This is a genomic window from Pseudomonas idahonensis (genome assembly GCF_037903935.1).
In the GTDB taxonomy this organism is placed as follows: Bacteria; Pseudomonadota; Gammaproteobacteria; order Pseudomonadales; family Pseudomonadaceae; genus Aquipseudomonas; species Aquipseudomonas danubii.
In genome coordinates this window covers 2,813,389-2,830,130 of record NZ_CP149586.1, presented here as the reverse complement: position 1 = coordinate 2,830,130, position 16,742 = coordinate 2,813,389, and the positions used below count along the sequence as shown (strand labels likewise).

Below are 16,742 nucleotides of genomic sequence, written 5' to 3'. Positions count from 1 at the left end.
GGTTGCAAAGGGCCGCTCAGGCCTCTGCCTCCAGGCTGTTCCACGAGGAGTCCGCGATGCGCAAAATCCTGCTGCTGGGCACTTTGATGATGTTCACCGGCGCCGCCCACGCCGAAGCTGTACCGCTGTTCAACGTCTCCTGCCCCGGCAATCTGGCCGTCAGCGCCGACCAGGGCGGTCCGATTTACATCAACGGCAAAGTGGTCAAGAGCCGCGCCGTGGATGACCGGCATTTCCAGGTCAAGACGCCGGAAACGAACCTGACCATCAGCGTCGAGGACGACGATTCAGTGAGCGTGAAGTACAGCGACAAACACGGTGCCAGTGGCCTGTGCGAAGCCGTGGACGACTGAGGCGCCTCAGAACAGGCCCATCTGCCCGCCCACCAGGGTGCTGAAGTCGTCCTGCACGAACGGCAGGATGGCGTCTGCCACCGGCTGCAGTTGCCGGGTCAGGTAGTGCTCGTAGTCGATGGCCGCGCGGCGGTTTTCCAGGGGCTCGGGGCCAGCCAGGGTGATCACATAGCTGATCCAGCCACCGTTCTGGTACTGCAGGGGCCGGCCCTGCTCGCGGTTGTACTCGTCCGCCAGGCGCGCCGCGCGCACATGGGGTGGCACGTTGCGCTCGTAGTCGTCCAGGGGACGGCGCAGGCGCTTGCGGTAGATCAGCAAATCGTCCAGTTGCCCGGCCAGGGTGCGTTGCACGTAGTCGCGCACGTAGTCCTGGTAGGGCTGGCGGTGGAAGATGCGCTGGTACAGCTCCTGCTGGAATTCCCGGGCCAGGGGCGACCAGTCGGTGCGCACGGTCTCCAGGCCCTTGTAGACCATCTCCTGGCTGCCATCGGCGCGCTGCACCAGGCCGGCGTAACGCTTCTTGCTGCCCTCCTCGGCGCCGCGGATGGTGGGCATCAGAAAGCGTTTGTAGTGGGTTTCGAACTGCAGCTCCAAGGCGCTGTCCAGGCCGTATTGCTGCTGCAGATGCTCGCGCCACCACTGGTTGACGTGGGCCACCAGGCCGCGGCCGATCAGCGCCGCCTGCTCCTCGTCATGCAGGCTGCCGAGCCAGACGAAGGTGGAGTCGGTATCGCCATAGATCACTTGATGGCCCTGGGCTTCGATCAACTGCCGGGTACGGGCCATGATCTCGTGGCCACGCAAGGTGATGGATGACGCCAGGCGTGGATCGAAGAAGCGGCAGCCGCTGGAGCCGAGCACGCCGTAGAAGGCGTTCATGATGATCTTCAGGGCCTGGGACAATGGCGCGTTGTGCTCGCGCTTGGCCACTTCGCGGCCCTCGGCGACCCGGGTCACGATCAAGGGCAGGCAATGTCGGGTACGGGAGAAGCGCGCGCCGCGAAAGCCTGGCACCGAGTGCTGGTCATCCGGTTGACGCAGGCCCTCCACCAGCCCCACCGGGTCGATCAGGAAACTGCGGATGATCGAGGGGTACAGGCTCTTGTAGTCCAGCACCAGCACCGACTCGTAGAACCCGGGCCGCGAATCCATGACAAAACCACCGGGGCTGGCCTGGGGCGGCAGCTCGCCGAGATTGGGCGCGACAAAGCCCTGGCGATGCATCAGCGGCATGTACAGGTGAGTGAAGGCCGCCACCGAGCCACCGCTGCGGTCGGCGGGCAGGCCGGTGACCGTGGCCCGCTCCAGGAGAAAGGTCAGCAGCTCGGTCTTGGCGAAGATCCGCGTCACCAGCTCGCAGTCCTTGAGGTTGTAGCGGGCCAGGGCCGGCTTGTCCTCGGCGAACATGCGGTTGATTTCGTCCATGCGCTGGTACGGGTTGTCGATGGACTTGCCCTCCCCCAGCAGCGTCTGGGCCACGTTCTCCAGGCTGAAGGACGGGAAACTCCAGGTCGCCGAACGCAATGCCTCGATACCGTCGATGATCAAGCGCCCGGCGGCCGAGGCAAAGTAATGGGTGCGGCTGCCGTGCTCGCGCCATTGCATTTCCTCGCCACCACGCCCCAGGCGCAGGGGCACGGCCAGGCGCCGGGCATGTTCGTGAAGCACCCGCAGGTCGAACTGCACCAGGTTCCAGCCGATGATTGCGTCAGGGTCGTGCTCGGCCAGCCATTGGTTGAGTTTCTCCAGCAACTGCTCGCGGCTGGCGCAGAACTCCAGGTCGAAGTCCACCGGGCTGTCGTCCTCCCGGGCCTTGCCGAGCATGTACACCTGGCGCTGGCCACACCCCTCCAGCGCAATGGAGTACAACTCACCGCGCTCGCTGGTTTCGATGTCCAGGGACACCAGCTTGAGGGTCGGGCGGTAGTCCGGCGCCGGCTTCATCTGCGCCTCAAGCAACAGGCCGTCGGGCCCTGGCTGGCCGCCAAAGGACACCGGCGCGGTAATGAAACGCTCCATCAGGTAGCGCTCGGGCGGACGAACGTCGCCCTCGAACACCTCGACACCGGCACGGCGCAGGGTCTTGTCCAGGCGCATCAGTTGATTGTGCTGCGGGCAGTACATGCCCAGCACCGGGCGCTGGTGGAAGTCCCGCAACTGCAAGGGGCGCAGTTGGACATCCGGGTCGTCGGCCAGCAAACGCTCGGCCTGGGCCCGCTGGGCCGCCGGAATGAAGGCCACGGACGTTTGCAACGGCAAGCGGATACGGCGCGGCCCCTGATCGGTGGCCAGCCAGAATTCGACTTCCGTGCCCGCCGGCGTGTCGCGCCAGTGCCGGGTCAGGACGAAGCCTTGTTGTACATCCACCGCTGCAACCTCAGAACATTTCAAGGCGCCGATTCTACCTGCCCTGACCGGCATTGGGGGGCCTGGGTGATGGCTTTTCGGCTTTTGTCAGACAATATGTAGTGCCTGAAAATTTTCACTACAAAACCGTTGACGAGAGGATTTCGCCCTTGCATGATGCAGGCGTCCCCCCGATCGGGGGACGAGGCAAAGGTGTTATGAGCAAGCTCGTCTGACCGCCGAGCTGTGACCCGGATGTGTACTGCCCACAAGGCAGATTGATGAAACTGACCTGGCATTGACCGTCCAGTACCAAGACGGGAAGCCGGCGAAAACTCTTCAAGATGCTTGTGGCCGATGGTGGGAATGTCGGCAGCTTCATCCAGGTTTACGCTGCTTCTCTTCGTTGTGACGCTATTGCGTAGCAGTTAATCAAGGCAACTACACGCATCAGGCTCTGGGCCTTATCTGTATCCGACAGACACCCTCTGTCGCCCTGTTTCCGGTATCAGGGTTCAACTTACCGACGTAGCAAGATGAATTAGCGAATCAACTTAGATAGATCGATAAATGGTCAAGGGGGCTACAAATGAATCTTAATAATCAACCCACTATTGATGAATTGGCACGTATGTTCGCCGCACAGAAAGACAGCCACGACAGCCACATCCTGTGGATTGCCAAGTCGGGCCAAGTGCATATCGACTGCCTGTCGCCCCATAGCCATGAAGCAGAGTTCGACCAGAGCAACCAGGAACTGGCGGCCCGCCTGAAGATGTACCGCCGCGGCCAGGGCTACGTCGGCAAGAAAGCCGCCGCCGACAAAGACTTCATCGGTCGGGTCCTGGAGACCCTGAAAGCCGAATGGCAATCGCTGCGGGACAAGTCGGAAGTTCGGGTGATTGATCGGTTTTGCTAAAAAATTGACAACCTAATATAAAGCTACATGGGGCGCTGAACTTTCAGCGCCCCTTTTTATTGCCTGTAAATTACCTAAGTAGACTTTTCCGAACACCGAAATCGGCTCAATGGCCCCCTTACTCCCCTCGGCTGGACAGAATAGTGGCTAATTAGTAGCATCGCGCGCTCAAGCCGACTTGGAGTTTGGTCTTCAAGATTCCATAAGCATTCTGAAGCCCCCAAAACAACCACGAGATGGCAAATTCGATAGCCAGTTAAACCGGGAAAAGGATTTTTTGTGACTGATCGCAGCGGTGTTTTGCATTACATCATTGAACGGTATTACTCGGGGGACGTTGAAAATGCGTGTGCCCTCACCGGATACAGCACCAAGCAGATCGCAGACTGGTGCTCTGGCCAATGCCAGCCACAGCACATCACGGTCGAGTACTTCATTCACCGCGCCTTTACGCCTGAATTCCAGTCAGTGGTGGAGTTCGCCGAGTTCAAGCAGGACCAACCGGTGATGGCGCAGTTGAAAGACCTGTTCAAGGGCCACGAAGAACGAGCGGGTATCTATGCCTTCTATGACTCGATGGCCAACCTCATCTATCTCGGCAAAGCCACCAACCTGTTAAAAGAAGCCTACTCGGCCATTCGCCGCGATGTGGACATTCAGTTCCCCGCCGGGATCAAGAACAAGCCCGAAAAACGCTATGAAATCGTTCGCTACATCTCAGCCTACGACGTCGGCAGCTCTGATTGGATGGACTTCCCAAAACACGTTGAGTCGCTGATCCTCAGAATCTCAAAGCCTATCTTGAACAAGAACATCGGCCATATAGAACAGGCGTATACGCTTCCCGGAATCGACTGACACGCGTTCTATCCCTCCAGCGGCCGGGAGATTTTCACAGAAAACAGGCGACAGGACGGTCTACCGTCCTGTCGCCTTTTTACAGGCTTGCTTCAGAACGCAAAACACGAACACCCAAACGCCCCCCAGCCCCCACTGAAAGTCACTCACCGGCACATTGGACATGCGCGCCTTCTGGTGCCCGTGGGCATGCACCGCGCAAGGTCCGCTGCATTGGTGCACCCGGTTCTGCAAGGGTGCGTTGGGTTTCCAATGCCCCGGCACCTTGACCACCGGCGACCAGTCCGGGGTCACCGATCGTCGAGGACGCCCTGGCGGTCGGACGCCTGGTGCCGGTGCTGTGTGACTGGCAAGCGCCGCCCATCAGCGTCAATGTGGTGTAGCCCTCGGCGCGGCGGGTGCCGCAGAGGACTCGGGTGTTTATCGATTTTCTGGTGGGGCACCTGACGGAAAAAACTCAGCTTGATCACCTCCGTCAGAAACTGTTGAATTTTATCTTCACGTTTGGCTTGTAGCGGCCGAAATCGATGGAAGCGATTTCTATCTCAGCTAATTGGCTGCGAGCACGTTTTTTCTCGGTATCTGGTTCAACATCAAAAGCAAGGAAGATGCGAATGGCAATTATCAACGGGACAAACGGTGCTGACACGCTGACAGGTACCGATGGGTATGACGAAATCAACGCTCTGGGCGGTAATGATGTCATTAAGGGTAGTCCGGGAGCAGACAAGATCGATGGTGGCGCCGGTTTTGACACGATTGACTACTCGACCTCATCTGCCGGGGTCAACGTGGAAGTACGTTTCGGCACCGGCCCGGCCGGCAAGGGCGGAGATGCCGAGGGTACTACCCTGACCAGCATCGAAAACGTCATCGGCTCGGCATTCAATGACATCCTCACCTCCGGCCCGGATCACACCGCCACCGCCATCCGCCTGGAAGGTGGCGCAGGTGACGATATCTATTACATCAACACCAGCGTCACGCCGACCATCGTCGAGCAGGCCGGTGGCGGCAATGACGAAGTGCGGGTATCGGTAATCAACCCGAGCGGCACTGTCCTGGCGGCCAACGTTGAGCGCCTGACTTACACTGGTAGCCAGAACTTCATCGGTTACGGTAACGACCTCGACAACATCATCACTGGCAATTCAGGCAACGACACGCTGTACGGCGGCGCAGGTGCTGATCAGTTCCTCGGCGGTGCGGGCCTGGATATTGCCGGTTACACCGACAGCAAGGCCGGCGTGATGGTCAATCTGAAAACCGGCGTGAACACCGGCATTGCCGCAGGCGATACCTACACCGATATCGAGACGATCAAAGGCTCGAGCTACAACGACACGTTTGTCGGCAACGGCCTGGGCATGGCCTTTGACGGCGGCGCTGGCGTGGACACCGTCGACTACTCGACCTCGTCCGCCGGAGTGAACGTTGAAGTGCGTTTCGGCACCGGCCCGGCCGGCAAGGGCGGAGATGCCGAGGGTACTACCCTGACCAGCATCGAAAACGTCATCGGCTCGGCATTCAATGACATCCTCACCTCAGGCCTGGATCACACCGCCACCGCCATCCGCTTGGAAGGTGGCGCGGGCGACGATATCTACTACATCAACACCGGTGCTCAGCCGACCATCGTCGAGCAGGTCGGGGGCGGCAATGACGAAGTCCGGGTGTCGGTGGCCTACCCGACCGGCACCATCCTCGCAGCCAACGTTGAGCGCCTGACCTACATCGGCAGCCAGAACTTCATCGGCTACGGCAACGACAGCGACAACATCATCACTGGCAATTCAGGCAACGACACGCTGTACGGCGGCGCAGGTGCTGATCAGTTCTTCGGCGGTGCGGGCCTGGATATTGCCGGTTACACCGACAGCAAGGCCGGCGTGACGGTCAATCTGAAAACCGGCGTGAACACCGGCATTGCCGCAGGCGATACCTACACCGATATCGAGACGATCAAAGGTTCGAGCTACAACGACACGTTTGTCGGCAACGGCCTTGGCATGGCCTTTGACGGCGGCGCTGGCGTGGACACCGTCGACTACTCGACCTCGTCTGCCGGGGTCAACGTGGAAGTACGTTTCGGCACCGGCCCGGCCGGCAAGGGCGGAGATGCCGAGGGCACTACCCTGACCAGCATCGAAAACGTCATTGGTTCGGCATTCAATGACATCCTCACCTCCGGCCCGGATCACACCGCCACCGCCATCCGCTTGGAAGGTGGCGCTGGCGACGATATCTACTACATCAACACCGGTGCTCAGCCGACCATCGTCGAGCAGGCCGGTGGCGGCAATGACGAAGTCCGGGTGTCGGTGGCCTACCCGACCGGCACCATCCTCGCAGCCAACGTTGAGCGCCTGACCTACATCGGCAGCCAGAACTTCATCGGTTACGGCAACGACAGCGACAACATCATCACCGGCGGCTCGGGCAACGACACGCTGTACGGCGGCGCAGGTGCTGATCAGTTCTTCGGCGGTGCGGGCCTGGATATTGCCGGTTACACCGACAGCAAGGCCGGCGTGACGGTCAATCTGAAAACCGGCGTGAACACCGGCATTGCTACTGGCGATACCTATACCGACATCGAGACGATCAAGGGGTCGAGCTACAACGACACGTTTGTCGGCAACGGCCTGGGCATGGCCTTTGACGGCGGCGCTGGCGTGGACACCGTCGACTACTCGACCTCGTCCGCCGGAGTGAACGTTGAAGTGCGTTTCGGCACCGGCCCGGCCGGCAAGGGCGGAGATGCCGAGGGTACTACCCTGACCAGCATCGAAAACGTCATCGGCTCGGCATTCAATGACATCCTCACCTCCGGCCCGGATCACACCGCCACCGCCATCCGCCTGGAAGGTGGCGCGGGCGACGATATCTACTACATCAACACCGGTGCTCAGCCGACCATCGTCGAGCAGGCCGGTGGCGGCAATGACGAAGTGCGGGTGTCGGTGGCCTACCCGACCGGCACCATCCTCGCAGCCAACGTTGAGCGCCTGACCTACATCGGCAGCCAGAACTTCATCGGTTACGGCAACGACAGCGACAACATCATCACCGGCGGCTCGGGCAACGACACGCTGTACGGCGGCGCAGGTGCTGATCAGTTCTTCGGCGGTGCGGGCCTGGATATTGCCGGTTACACCGACAGCAAGGCCGGCGTGACGGTCAATCTGAAAACCGGCGTGAACACCGGCATTGCTACTGGCGATACCTACACCGATATCGAGACGATCAAGGGTTCGAGCTACAACGACACGTTTGTCGGCAACGGCCTGGGCATGGCCTTTGACGGCGGCGCTGGCGTGGACACCGTCGACTACTCGACCTCGTCCGCCGGAGTGAACGTTGAAGTGCGTTTCGGCACCGGCCCGGCCGGCAAGGGCGGAGATGCCGAGGGCACTACCCTGACCAGCATCGAAAACGTCATCGGTTCGGCATTCAATGACATCCTCACCTCCGGCCTGGATCACACCGCCACCGCCATCCGCTTGGAAGGTGGCGCTGGCGACGATATCTACTACATCAGCAACGGAATCACACCGACCATCGTCGAGCAGGCCGGTGGTGGCAATGATGAGATGCGCGTGACAGTGGTCAACCCAAGTCATACCTACATGGCAGCCAATATTGAACGCCTGACCTTTATCGGCAATGGCGCCTTCACTGGCTGGGGCAACGATCTCGACAACATCATCGCCGGCGGCTCAGGCAACGACACGCTCTACGGTGGCGCGGGAGCCGACCAGTTCTTCGGCGGCGCAGGTTACGACACGGTGGGGTACCTCGATAGCAAAGTGAGCATGACCCTCAACCTCAAGACTGGCGTGCATTCCGGCATAGCGGCAGGTGACACCTACACCGACATCGAAGCAATCAGGGGCTCCAACCTGAATGACATCTTCTACGGTGGAACTTCCGCCATGGGGCTGGATGGTGCTGCCGGACAGGATCTGGTCAGCTACGAGCTGTCGGACAGTGCCGTGACTATCGATCTGTCTAGCGGAGTCAACACCGGAGACGCGCAGGGTGACACCTACACCAACATCGAAATTGTCCAGGGCAGCAACTTCAACGACACGCTGTCGGGCTCGCGCTTGAGTGACATTTTGATTGGCGGTAAGGGTGCGGATCTGATTGATGGTCGTGAAGGCCAGGACAGTGTCTGGTATGTCACCAGCACCACAGGCGTCACGATCAATCTGCAGACCAACGTGAATCAGGGTGGCGATGCCGAGGGTGATGTGCTGCGCAACATCGAGCGTGTGGTGGGCAGTCACTACAACGACAGCCTGACAGGTGATGCCAGCGTTAACTATCTGGAAGGCGGGCTGGGCGATGACGTCCTGTACGGTGGTGACGGCAACGATTATCTGTACGGCGGACTGATTTCGCAGATCGGACCTTTCAGCCTCGAAGGCCTGACCAACGGACCGCAGGCCGATACGTTGTATGGCGGTAATGGGAACGACACCATAGTCACTGCAAGCAACGATCAGGGCAGTCGGGCCTACGGTGAAGCGGGGGGCGATGTGATTACCGTTGTACACGGCATGGCCGACGGTGGTGAAGGCAATGACCTGCTGACGGGCACCGGCCTGGGCTTTTCACTGTTTGGCGGCGCGGGTGATGACAAGCTGGTCTTGCGCGCCAGTGGTTGGGCCAACGGCGGCGAGGGTGACGATACCTACACGATCGACACGCGGGCATTGGTCACGATTCAGGACGACGGTGTCAGCCGTGGCGACAAGTTGGTGCTGTCAAACATCAACAGCACCAACTTGCTGGTGGACCGCATCGGTGATGATCTCTACCTGCACCAGTCGAGCTTTGCTACAGGCCAGACTCCACAGGAAGGTGTGTGTCTGAAGGGCTGGTTCGCTGGTTACGACACCATCGAGCAAATCCAGACATCGAATGGAATGTTCATCAATCTTCCGGCCAACAGTGATGCATTTGCCTTGTTCGGCTGAGCATCTGACCCCTTCAACCCGTTGAGCTAGTCAGCGAAAAGGGATGAGTTCAGTAATGGACTCATCCCTTTTTCAGGCCTGATGGAAAGTCCGACTCAGGGTCGTTATATAAACCGGCCCGCAGGTGACACCTACACTCTGTAGATACCTTTGATAGCCGCGTGGCTCCCCCATGAAAATCTCTCCCCAACTGGCCGCCTCCAGCCTCCTCGGCGCCCTCGCCTACCTGGGCCTAGCGATCTGGGGCCTGGGCGGTTTCGCGGCCTTCTTCGGCCATCCACAGTTGACCCTGATCGCCCTCGCCACCCTGCTAATGGTGGTCGCCTCGCTGTCTAGCGAGGTCAACCTGAGCAGTGGCGTGCGGGAAGATCAGGGCAACCGCTGGGTGCTACCCGTGTTCGGGGTGATCGGTCTGTTGAGCGGCTTTGTCCCGGCCTACAGCGACCGCATGGATTTCTGCACCTTCGGCGGCGAAGGCCTGCGCTGGCTGGGTGCCCTGCTGTTCACCCTCGGTGGCGTACTGCGCCTGTGGCCGGTGTTCATCCTCGGCCGACGCTTCAGCGGCTTGGTGGCGATCCAGCCCGGGCACAGGTTGGTGGTGGACGGCCTGTATCGCCACCTGCGCAACCCCAGCTACCTCGGTCTGCTGGTGAACGCCGTGGGCTGGGCCCTGGCCTTTCGCTCCGGGCTGGGGCTGCTATTGGCGGCGCTGACCCTGATCCCGCTGATCGCGCGGATTCATGCCGAGGAAGCCTTGCTGCGTAGCCATTTCGGCCAGGAGTACAACGACTATTGCGCCCACAGCTGGCGCCTGCTGCCCGGGGTCTACTGAGGTTCTGTAAAAAAATCAGACACCCCTGGCGACAGTAATGCACCGCTCTAGCACGCACCTCTCCCCGAGGGCGAAGGACGCTCGCCAGGGGACTGGAGCCTTTTACCCCCTTACATTGGCTGGCGGATTCTTGCAGTATTGATTCGCCTTGGAGAGACGGACCCATTGATCAGCCCCTCCAGCGCCCGGTTCACATGAAGAATAATCACAACGAACTCGACAGCGAGATCACCCGGCCGATGTATCCCCTGAGCCCGTATCACGGATTCGACAGATCAGCTCCCACGCCCCTGCACAGTGGCCGCGGTGTGCGTGTCGACGCTCGGCTCTCACTGTCCTGCCGCTGCCACGCCCCTGCGCCCCATGAGGTCCATGAGGACCGCGCCGCCGTCATCGGTGTGTACTTCCTGGACAGGCCCTGCCCATGAAGCTTCTGGTCAACCTGCCCATGGCCCTGTGCCGTTCCCGTCTGCGCCACTCCTCACGTCCTCCGGACCACTCGCTTCTGGCCTGATCGCGCCCTCCTGCGCGTGCCGCTCCCAGACCTGATTTCTACCCTTGCAACCGCACCGTGCGCGGCGTTGTTGCAGGACCTGAAAACCTGCGCGCCCCAATGGCGCAAGCGAGAACCCTGATGAAATTTGCCGCCCTCGACGAAGCCCGTGACTTCCTGGCCGCCAACCCCGACATCGACATGATCGAGCTGTTCATCCTCGACGCCAACGGCGTGCCCCGAGGCAAGCTGCTGCACCGCGAAGAACTGCTGGCGGTGTATGAAAGCGGCCGGCCCCTGCCCAGCACCATCCTCGGCCTGACCCTCAACGGCGACGACGTGGAAAACTCCGGCCTGGTGTGGGACGTCGGTGATATCGACTGCCGCGCCTACCCGCTGGCCGGCAGCCTGGTGCGCCTGCCGTGGCGGCAGATTCCCACCGCGGCTGTGCAGGTCAGCATGCATCCGCAGGAGGGCATGCCCGCCAGCATCGCCGATCCGCGCCACCTGCTGATCAAGGTGATCGACGGGCTCAAGGCCGAGGGTTACCACCCGGTGATGGCCTGCGAGCTGGAGTTCTACCTGCTGGACGCCAAGCGTGACGGCAACGGCCGACCGCAACCGGCCCTGGACGCCGATGGCGGTCGTCCGCGCAGCACCCAGGTCTATGGCCTGCGGGAGCTGGAGCAGATCGAGCCGTTCCTCGCCGATCTCTACGCCGCCTGCAAACTGCAAGGCATTCCGGCGCGCACGGCGATCTCCGAGTACGCCCCGGGCCAGGTGGAAATCACCCTGGAACACGGCGATGCCCTGGAGGCCATGGACCAGGCGGTGCGCTACAAGCGCCTGGTCAAGGCCGTGGCTCACAAGCACGGGATGCAGGCCACCTTCATGGCCAAGCCCTTCGACCACCTGGCCGGCACCGGCATGCACATGCACGTGAGCATTGCCGACGCTGCGGGCCGCAACCTGTTCGCCTCCGAGGACCCGGCCGGCACCCCGCTGCTGCGTCAGGCGGTGGGCGGGATGCTCGCGTCCCTGCTGGAATCGCTGCTGCTGTTCTGCCCCAACGCCAACTCCTACCGCCGCTTCCAGGCCAACAGCTACGCGCCCCTGGCGCCGACCTGGGGCGTCGACAATCGCACCGTGAGCCTGCGGGTGCCCGGTGGCCCGGCCAACAGTCGGCACATCGAACACCGCATCTGCGGCGCCGACGCCAACCCTTATCTCGCCGCGGCGGCGATCCTCGCCGGCGTCCATCGTGGCCTGCGCGAACAGCTCGATCCGGGCGACCCGGTGCAGGGCAATGGCTACGCCCAGGCTACCGAACTGCTGCCCACCGACTGGCTGACCTCGCTGATCGCCCTGGAGCAATCGGCCTGGGCCCGGGATGCCCTGGGCCATGAATTCCTCGGCGTGTACCTGGCGGTCAAGCGTGCCGAGTACCGCCAGTTCATGGCCGAAGTCGGCGAGCAGGACTGGCGCTGGTACCTGACCCAGGCCTGAGCCGCAGTAACGATCTGCGGTGCTGGACTCATGGGCAAGGCGGCCTGAAACCGCTTTGCCGGACCTGAGCTGCGCCCGGCAGATCATCGACAGTTGCTGAAGCGCTGGCCGCTGCCCCCACGCAGCCGCCGGTTGTTTTTTCCACGAGGATTTTTCAATGACAGCCGCCTTCGATCCGCGGACCCCGGCAGCCGAGCGCTGCCCCAGCTACTACAGCGCCACCCTGAATCAGGAAACCCACTACCCGACCCTGCAAGGCAGCCATCAGGTGGATGTGGTGATCATCGGCGGCGGCTTCACCGGCGTTGCCAGCGCGGTGGAATTGGCCGAGCGCGGCCTGAAAGTCGCCATCGTCGAAAGCCACAAGATCGGCTGGGGCGCCACCGGGCGCAACGGTGGCCAGGTCACCGGCAGCCTTTCCGGCGATGCGGCCATGCGCAAGCAGATGCGCCGCGAACTGGGCGACGAGGTCGATGATTTCATCTGGAACCTGCGCTGGCGCGGGCACCGGATCATCCAGCAACGGGTGGAGAAATACGCCATCGCCTGCGACCTCAAGCACGGCCACCTGCACGCCGCCTACAAGCCCAGCCACCTGCCGGGCCTGCGCGCCGATTACGAAGAAGCGGTGCGCCGCGGCATGGGCGACGAAGTCAGCCTGCTGGACCGAGCCCAGGTGCGCAGCCTGCTGGAAAGCGACCTCTACCACGGCGCCATCAAGAACACCCGCAACCTGCACCTGCACCCGCTGAACCTGTGCCTCGGCGAAGCCCGGGCCGCCGAAAGCCTGGGGGCACTGATTTTCGAGCACAGCGAAGTGCTGCAGATCGTCCACGGCGAACACCCGGCAGTGATCACCGCCCAAGGCCGGATCAACGCCAAGCAAGTGCTGCTGGCCGGCGACGTCTACCACAAGCTGGAGCCGAAGAAGCTCAAGGGCAAGATCTTCCCGGCCATGGGCGGCATCGTCACCACCGAGCCGTTGGGCGACCTGGCCAAGCGCCTGAACCCCGAGGACCTGGCGGTCTACGACTGCCGCTTCGTCCTCGACTACTACCGCATGACCGCCGACGGCCGCCTGCTGTTCGGCGGCGGCGCCAACTACAGCGGCAAGGACTCGCGAGACATCGCCGGCGAACTGCGCCCGTGCATCGAACGCACCTTCCCGGCGCTCAAGGGCGTGGGCATCGACTTCCAGTGGAGTTGCGCCATGGGCATCGTGATCAACCGCATCCCGCAACTGGGCAAGCTCTCGGACAACGTCTGGTACTGCCAGGGCTACTCCGGGCACGGCGTGGCCACCAGCCACATCATGGGCGAGATCATGGCCGAAGCCCTGACCGGCCACCTCGGCCACTACGACACCTTCGCCGCCTGCCAACACATCCGCGTGCCCTTTGGCGACCAGTTGGGCAACCCGATGCTGGCGGCGGGCATGTGGTACTACCAGATGCTGGAGAAACTGCGCTAACCCAGGTCCCGGTACGCACTGACGTACAGCACCGTCAACAAGCCGTTCGACACGATCCTGGGGCTGCTACCGAGCATCCTCCAGGATCAGGTCGGCGCCCTTCTCCGCCACCATCAGCACCGCCGCATGGGTGTTGCCAGAGGTGACGTTGGGGAACACCGAGGCATCGACTATGCGCAGCCGCGCCAGGCCGTGCACCTTCAGCCGCGCATCCACCACCGAGTGCTGTTCGTCACGGCCCATGGCGCAGGAGCCGCACAGGTGGTAGATCGAGCCGCTGTTCTCGCGAAAGTACTGCAGCATCTGCTCATCGCTGTCCACCGCTGGCCCCGGTAGCACTTCATCCACCGTTATGCTCTTGAGCGCCGGGGTCTGCATGATCTTGCGCAGCAGTCGGCTGCCTTGGATCACCTCGGCAATGTCTTTGTCGGTGCTCAGGTAGTTGGGATCGATCAGCGCCGCATCGCGAGGGTTCTTCGAGGCGATCTGGATGCTGCCGCGACTGGTGGGCCGGCAGGGGTTGAAGCACAGCAGGAAGCCGGAATACGGCTCGGGTTTGAGGCTGGCCTTGTTGCTCTTGGGGATCTGGTACGACAGCGGGTTGAAGTACAGCTGCAGATTAGGGTGCTCCTGCTCTTCGTCGCCACGGAAGAAGCCTCCGGCCTGGTTGACGCTCATGGCCAGTGCGCCCTTGCGCGTCAGCAGGTATTGCAGGCCCAGCTTGAGCTGGCCGAACAGCGAACTGAGCTGGTCGTTGAGGGTGGGCACATTGGCCTTGTAGTAGTAGCTGACGCACAAGTGGTCCTGAAGGTTCTGTCCCACCGCCGGCAAGTGCCGAACCAAAGGAATCTGGTGCCGGGCCAGCAACTCGCGATCACCGACCCCAGACAGTTGCAGGATCTTCGGCGTGTCCACCGCGCCGGCACACAGGATCACCTCCTTGTTGGCGCTGAAGGTCCGGACCACCCCGTGCTGGGTCACACTGATGCCCGTGGCGCGCTGTTTCTGCTCATCGAACAGCACCCGGTCGACCAGCGCGTAATGCTCGACCTTGAGATTTGACCGACTCAACGCCGGATGCAGATGGGCAAAACTGCTGGAGCAGCGCTGGCCGTTGCGGGTGTTGACGTCGTAGATACCCGCACCTTCGAACTTGGCGCCATTGAAATCTTCGCTGCGCGAGTAGCCCAGTTCCTCGCAGCCCTTGAGGAACACATCACAGATGGGATGGGTCTGTCCCTTCATCGGAGTGATGCTGATGGGACCGCTAGCGCCGTGGTATTGGCTGTCCCCCAGAGGGTGGCTTTCCAATTTGCGGAAGTATGGCAGCACGTCATTGAAGCTCCAGCCGTCGTTGCCGGCCGCCGCCCAATCATCGAAATCATGGGCCTGACCACGCACGTAGATCATCGCGTTGATCGAGCCGGAACCGCCCTGAACCTTGCCCCGTGGCGCATAAAGGGCGCGGTCGGCGAGCTGCTTCTGTGGCTGGCTGTAGTACATCCAGTTGAAGGTCGGGTTGTAGTACATCTTGGCGAACCCCACCGGAATTTTGAACCAGAACGATGAGTCCTTGCCGCCCGCTTCCAGCAGCAATACCGAGTATTGGCCCGAGGCCGAGAGCCGGTTGGCCAGAACGCAGCCGGCGGCGCCGGCGCCGGCGATGATGTAGTCGTATGTCATGCAGGGTTATCGCTCAGATGGTGTTGGAGGCAGCCGTAGCGGCTGCCCATGCCCTGCCCGTCGCCGGGCCGGAGGTGCTCAGCCTTTGGCCGGGGAGGTATCCTTGACGTCGACCGGGCTCGCGGCCATTTGCAAGTGCAGGCGTTCGCCGCTGTAGGGCGAGTGCCTGCGTACCACGTCCATGTTCAGCTCCACCCCCAGGCCCGGCTCGCTGGACGGGATGATGTAGCCATCCTCCCATTGCAAAGGCCTGGTCAGCACTTCGGCGTGGAAGCCGCCCCAAGTCATGATGCTTTCCTGGATCAGGAAGTTCGGCGTGCAGGCAGCCAGCTGGAAGCTCGCCGCCGCGCCGATCGGGCCGTTGTACAGGTGCGGGGCGATCTGCGCGTAGTAGACCTCGGCCATACTGGCGATCTTCTTCGCCTCCAGCAGACCCCCACAGCGCGCCACGTTCATCTGCAGGATCGAGGCACCACCGGCCTGCAGCAGCTTGAAGAACTCGTACTTGGTGGTCAGGCGCTCGCCGGTGGCAATCGGGATGCTGGTCTTGGCCGCCACCTGCGCCATGGCCTGTTCCTGGCCCGGCGGCACCGGCTCCTCGAACCACAGCGGATCGTATTGCTCCAGGCGCTTGGCCAGGCGTATGGCCGAGGACGGCACCATCTGCCCGTGGGTGCCGAACAGCAGGTCGCAGCGATTGCCCACCGCTTCACGGATCTTGCGGCAGAAGGTTTCGCAGCGCTCCAGCACTTCCAGGGACAGCTGGTGCCCGGAGTACGCGGTGTAGGGCCCGGCCGGGTCGAACTTCAGGGCAGTGAAGCCCTGGTTCATGTTCTGCACCGCGCATTCGGCGGCCAGGTCCGGGTCGTCGTAGTCGTATTCGCCACGGCTGTTCTGTGGATACAGGTAGGTGTAGGAGCGCAGGCGTTCGTGGACCTTGCCGCCCAAAAGCTCATACACCGGCTTGTTCGCCGCTTTGCCGATGATGTCCCAGCAGGCCATCTCCAGGCCGCTGACCACGCCCATCATGGTCAGGTCCGGGCGCTGGGTGAAACCGCTGGAATAGGCCTGGCGGAAGAAGCGTTCGATGTGGTGCGGGTCCTGGTCCAGCAGGTAGCGCTGAAACACGTCTTCGATGATCGGCTGCATTGCCTGAGGACCGAAGGTGGCGGCGTAGATCTCGCCCACGCCTTCGATGCCACAGGCGGTGCGCAGCTTGACGAACAGCCAGTACATGCCGCCGATATGCGGTGGTGGAACAGCGACAATATGGGTTTCAAGGGCGACGATTTTCAT

At 62.0% G+C, this 16,742-nt stretch carries 11 protein-coding genes and 2 pseudogenes; 9 read left to right on the top strand and 4 right to left on the bottom strand.

Annotated elements, in window-relative coordinates:
* Window positions 1-56 precede the first annotated feature (56 nt).
* Complete coding sequence (locus WIN67_RS12945; protein WP_102879838.1) at window positions 57-353, top strand: hypothetical protein; 297 nt, start codon at window positions 57-59, stop codon at window positions 351-353.
* A 6-nt stretch (window positions 354-359) separates the two neighbouring features.
* Here the strand turns inward: WIN67_RS12945 and WIN67_RS12940 are convergent, their stop codons facing one another.
* Window positions 360-2,720 carry a DNA polymerase II gene (locus tag WIN67_RS12940; protein WP_339071408.1) on the bottom strand — a complete coding sequence of 787 codons (2,361 nt, stop codon included), beginning with the start codon at window positions 2,718-2,720 and terminating at the stop codon, window positions 360-362.
* 568 nt (window positions 2,721-3,288) lie between these two features.
* Between WIN67_RS12940 and WIN67_RS12935 the strand changes: the two genes are divergently transcribed.
* Both WIN67_RS12935 and WIN67_RS12930 read left to right on the top strand, forming a co-directional pair.
* Window positions 3,289-3,618, top strand: coding sequence for a hypothetical protein (locus WIN67_RS12935; protein ID WP_273906542.1), 330 nt, complete (start codon window positions 3,289-3,291; stop codon window positions 3,616-3,618).
* A gap of 279 nt (window positions 3,619-3,897) precedes the next feature.
* The gene (locus WIN67_RS12930; RefSeq protein ID WP_339071407.1) at window positions 3,898-4,476 is read left to right on the top strand and encodes a hypothetical protein; all 579 of its coding nucleotides are present in this window, start codon (window positions 3,898-3,900) and stop codon (window positions 4,474-4,476) included.
* Between the two features lie 92 nt (window positions 4,477-4,568).
* Here WIN67_RS12930 and WIN67_RS12925 read toward each other — a convergent pair.
* A pseudogene (locus WIN67_RS12925) lies at window positions 4,569-4,773 on the bottom strand (amidohydrolase); the annotation flags it as partial.
* Here WIN67_RS12925 and WIN67_RS12920 point away from each other — a divergent pair.
* The 6 genes and pseudogenes from WIN67_RS12920 to WIN67_RS12895 all read left to right on the top strand — a co-directional run.
* A pseudogene (locus WIN67_RS12920) lies at window positions 4,773-4,991 on the top strand (hypothetical protein); the annotation flags it as partial. The pseudogenes WIN67_RS12925 and WIN67_RS12920 sit on opposite strands and share 1 nt — an antisense overlap.
* 99 nt (window positions 4,992-5,090) lie before the next feature.
* Window positions 5,091-9,461, top strand: coding sequence for a calcium-binding protein (locus WIN67_RS12915; RefSeq protein ID WP_339071406.1), 4,371 nt, complete (start codon window positions 5,091-5,093; stop codon window positions 9,459-9,461).
* Between the two features lie 172 nt (window positions 9,462-9,633).
* Window positions 9,634-10,293 carry an isoprenylcysteine carboxylmethyltransferase family protein gene (locus WIN67_RS12910; protein ID WP_339071405.1) on the top strand — a complete coding sequence of 220 codons (660 nt, stop codon included), beginning with the start codon at window positions 9,634-9,636 and terminating at the stop codon, window positions 10,291-10,293.
* 194 nt (window positions 10,294-10,487) lie between these two features.
* The gene (locus WIN67_RS12905; protein WP_339071404.1) at window positions 10,488-10,721 is read left to right on the top strand and encodes a hypothetical protein; all 234 of its coding nucleotides are present in this window, start codon (window positions 10,488-10,490) and stop codon (window positions 10,719-10,721) included.
* A gap of 206 nt (window positions 10,722-10,927) precedes the next feature.
* Entirely contained in the window at window positions 10,928-12,292 is a 1,365-nt protein-coding gene (locus WIN67_RS12900; protein ID WP_110595806.1) for a glutamine synthetase family protein, read from the top strand.
* 157 nt (window positions 12,293-12,449) lie between these two features.
* The gene (locus WIN67_RS12895; protein ID WP_339071403.1) at window positions 12,450-13,763 is read left to right on the top strand and encodes an FAD-binding oxidoreductase; all 1,314 of its coding nucleotides are present in this window, start codon (window positions 12,450-12,452) and stop codon (window positions 13,761-13,763) included.
* Window positions 13,764-13,829: 66 nt separating this feature from the next.
* On the opposite strand, the gene WIN67_RS12890 is transcribed toward WIN67_RS12895, so the two are convergent.
* A complete protein-coding gene (locus WIN67_RS12890) occupies window positions 13,830-15,446 on the bottom strand; it encodes a GMC family oxidoreductase (protein ID WP_339071402.1) in 1,617 nt (538 codons plus the stop codon).
* Between the two features lie 78 nt (window positions 15,447-15,524).
* The gene (locus tag WIN67_RS12885; RefSeq protein WP_267269862.1) at window positions 15,525-16,742 is read right to left on the bottom strand and encodes a mandelate racemase/muconate lactonizing enzyme family protein; all 1,218 of its coding nucleotides are present in this window, start codon (window positions 16,740-16,742) and stop codon (window positions 15,525-15,527) included.

Coding starts and splice junctions, on each gene's coding strand:
- WIN67_RS12895 (WP_339071403.1), top strand. CDS start 12,450: ATGACAGCCGCCTTCGATCCGCGGACCCCGGCAGCCGAGCGCTGCCCC.
- WIN67_RS12900 (WP_110595806.1), top strand. CDS start 10,928: ATGAAATTTGCCGCCCTCGACGAAGCCCGTGACTTCCTGGCCGCCAAC.
- WIN67_RS12885 (WP_267269862.1), bottom strand. CDS start 16,742: ATGAAAATCGTCGCCCTTGAAACCCATATTGTCGCTGTTCCACCACCG.
- WIN67_RS12935 (WP_273906542.1), top strand. CDS start 3,289: ATGAATCTTAATAATCAACCCACTATTGATGAATTGGCACGTATGTTC.
- WIN67_RS12915 (WP_339071406.1), top strand. CDS start 5,091: ATGGCAATTATCAACGGGACAAACGGTGCTGACACGCTGACAGGTACC.
- WIN67_RS12910 (WP_339071405.1), top strand. CDS start 9,634: ATGAAAATCTCTCCCCAACTGGCCGCCTCCAGCCTCCTCGGCGCCCTC.
- WIN67_RS12890 (WP_339071402.1), bottom strand. CDS start 15,446: ATGACATACGACTACATCATCGCCGGCGCCGGCGCCGCCGGCTGCGTT.
- WIN67_RS12905 (WP_339071404.1), top strand. CDS start 10,488: ATGAAGAATAATCACAACGAACTCGACAGCGAGATCACCCGGCCGATG.
- WIN67_RS12945 (WP_102879838.1), top strand. CDS start 57: ATGCGCAAAATCCTGCTGCTGGGCACTTTGATGATGTTCACCGGCGCC.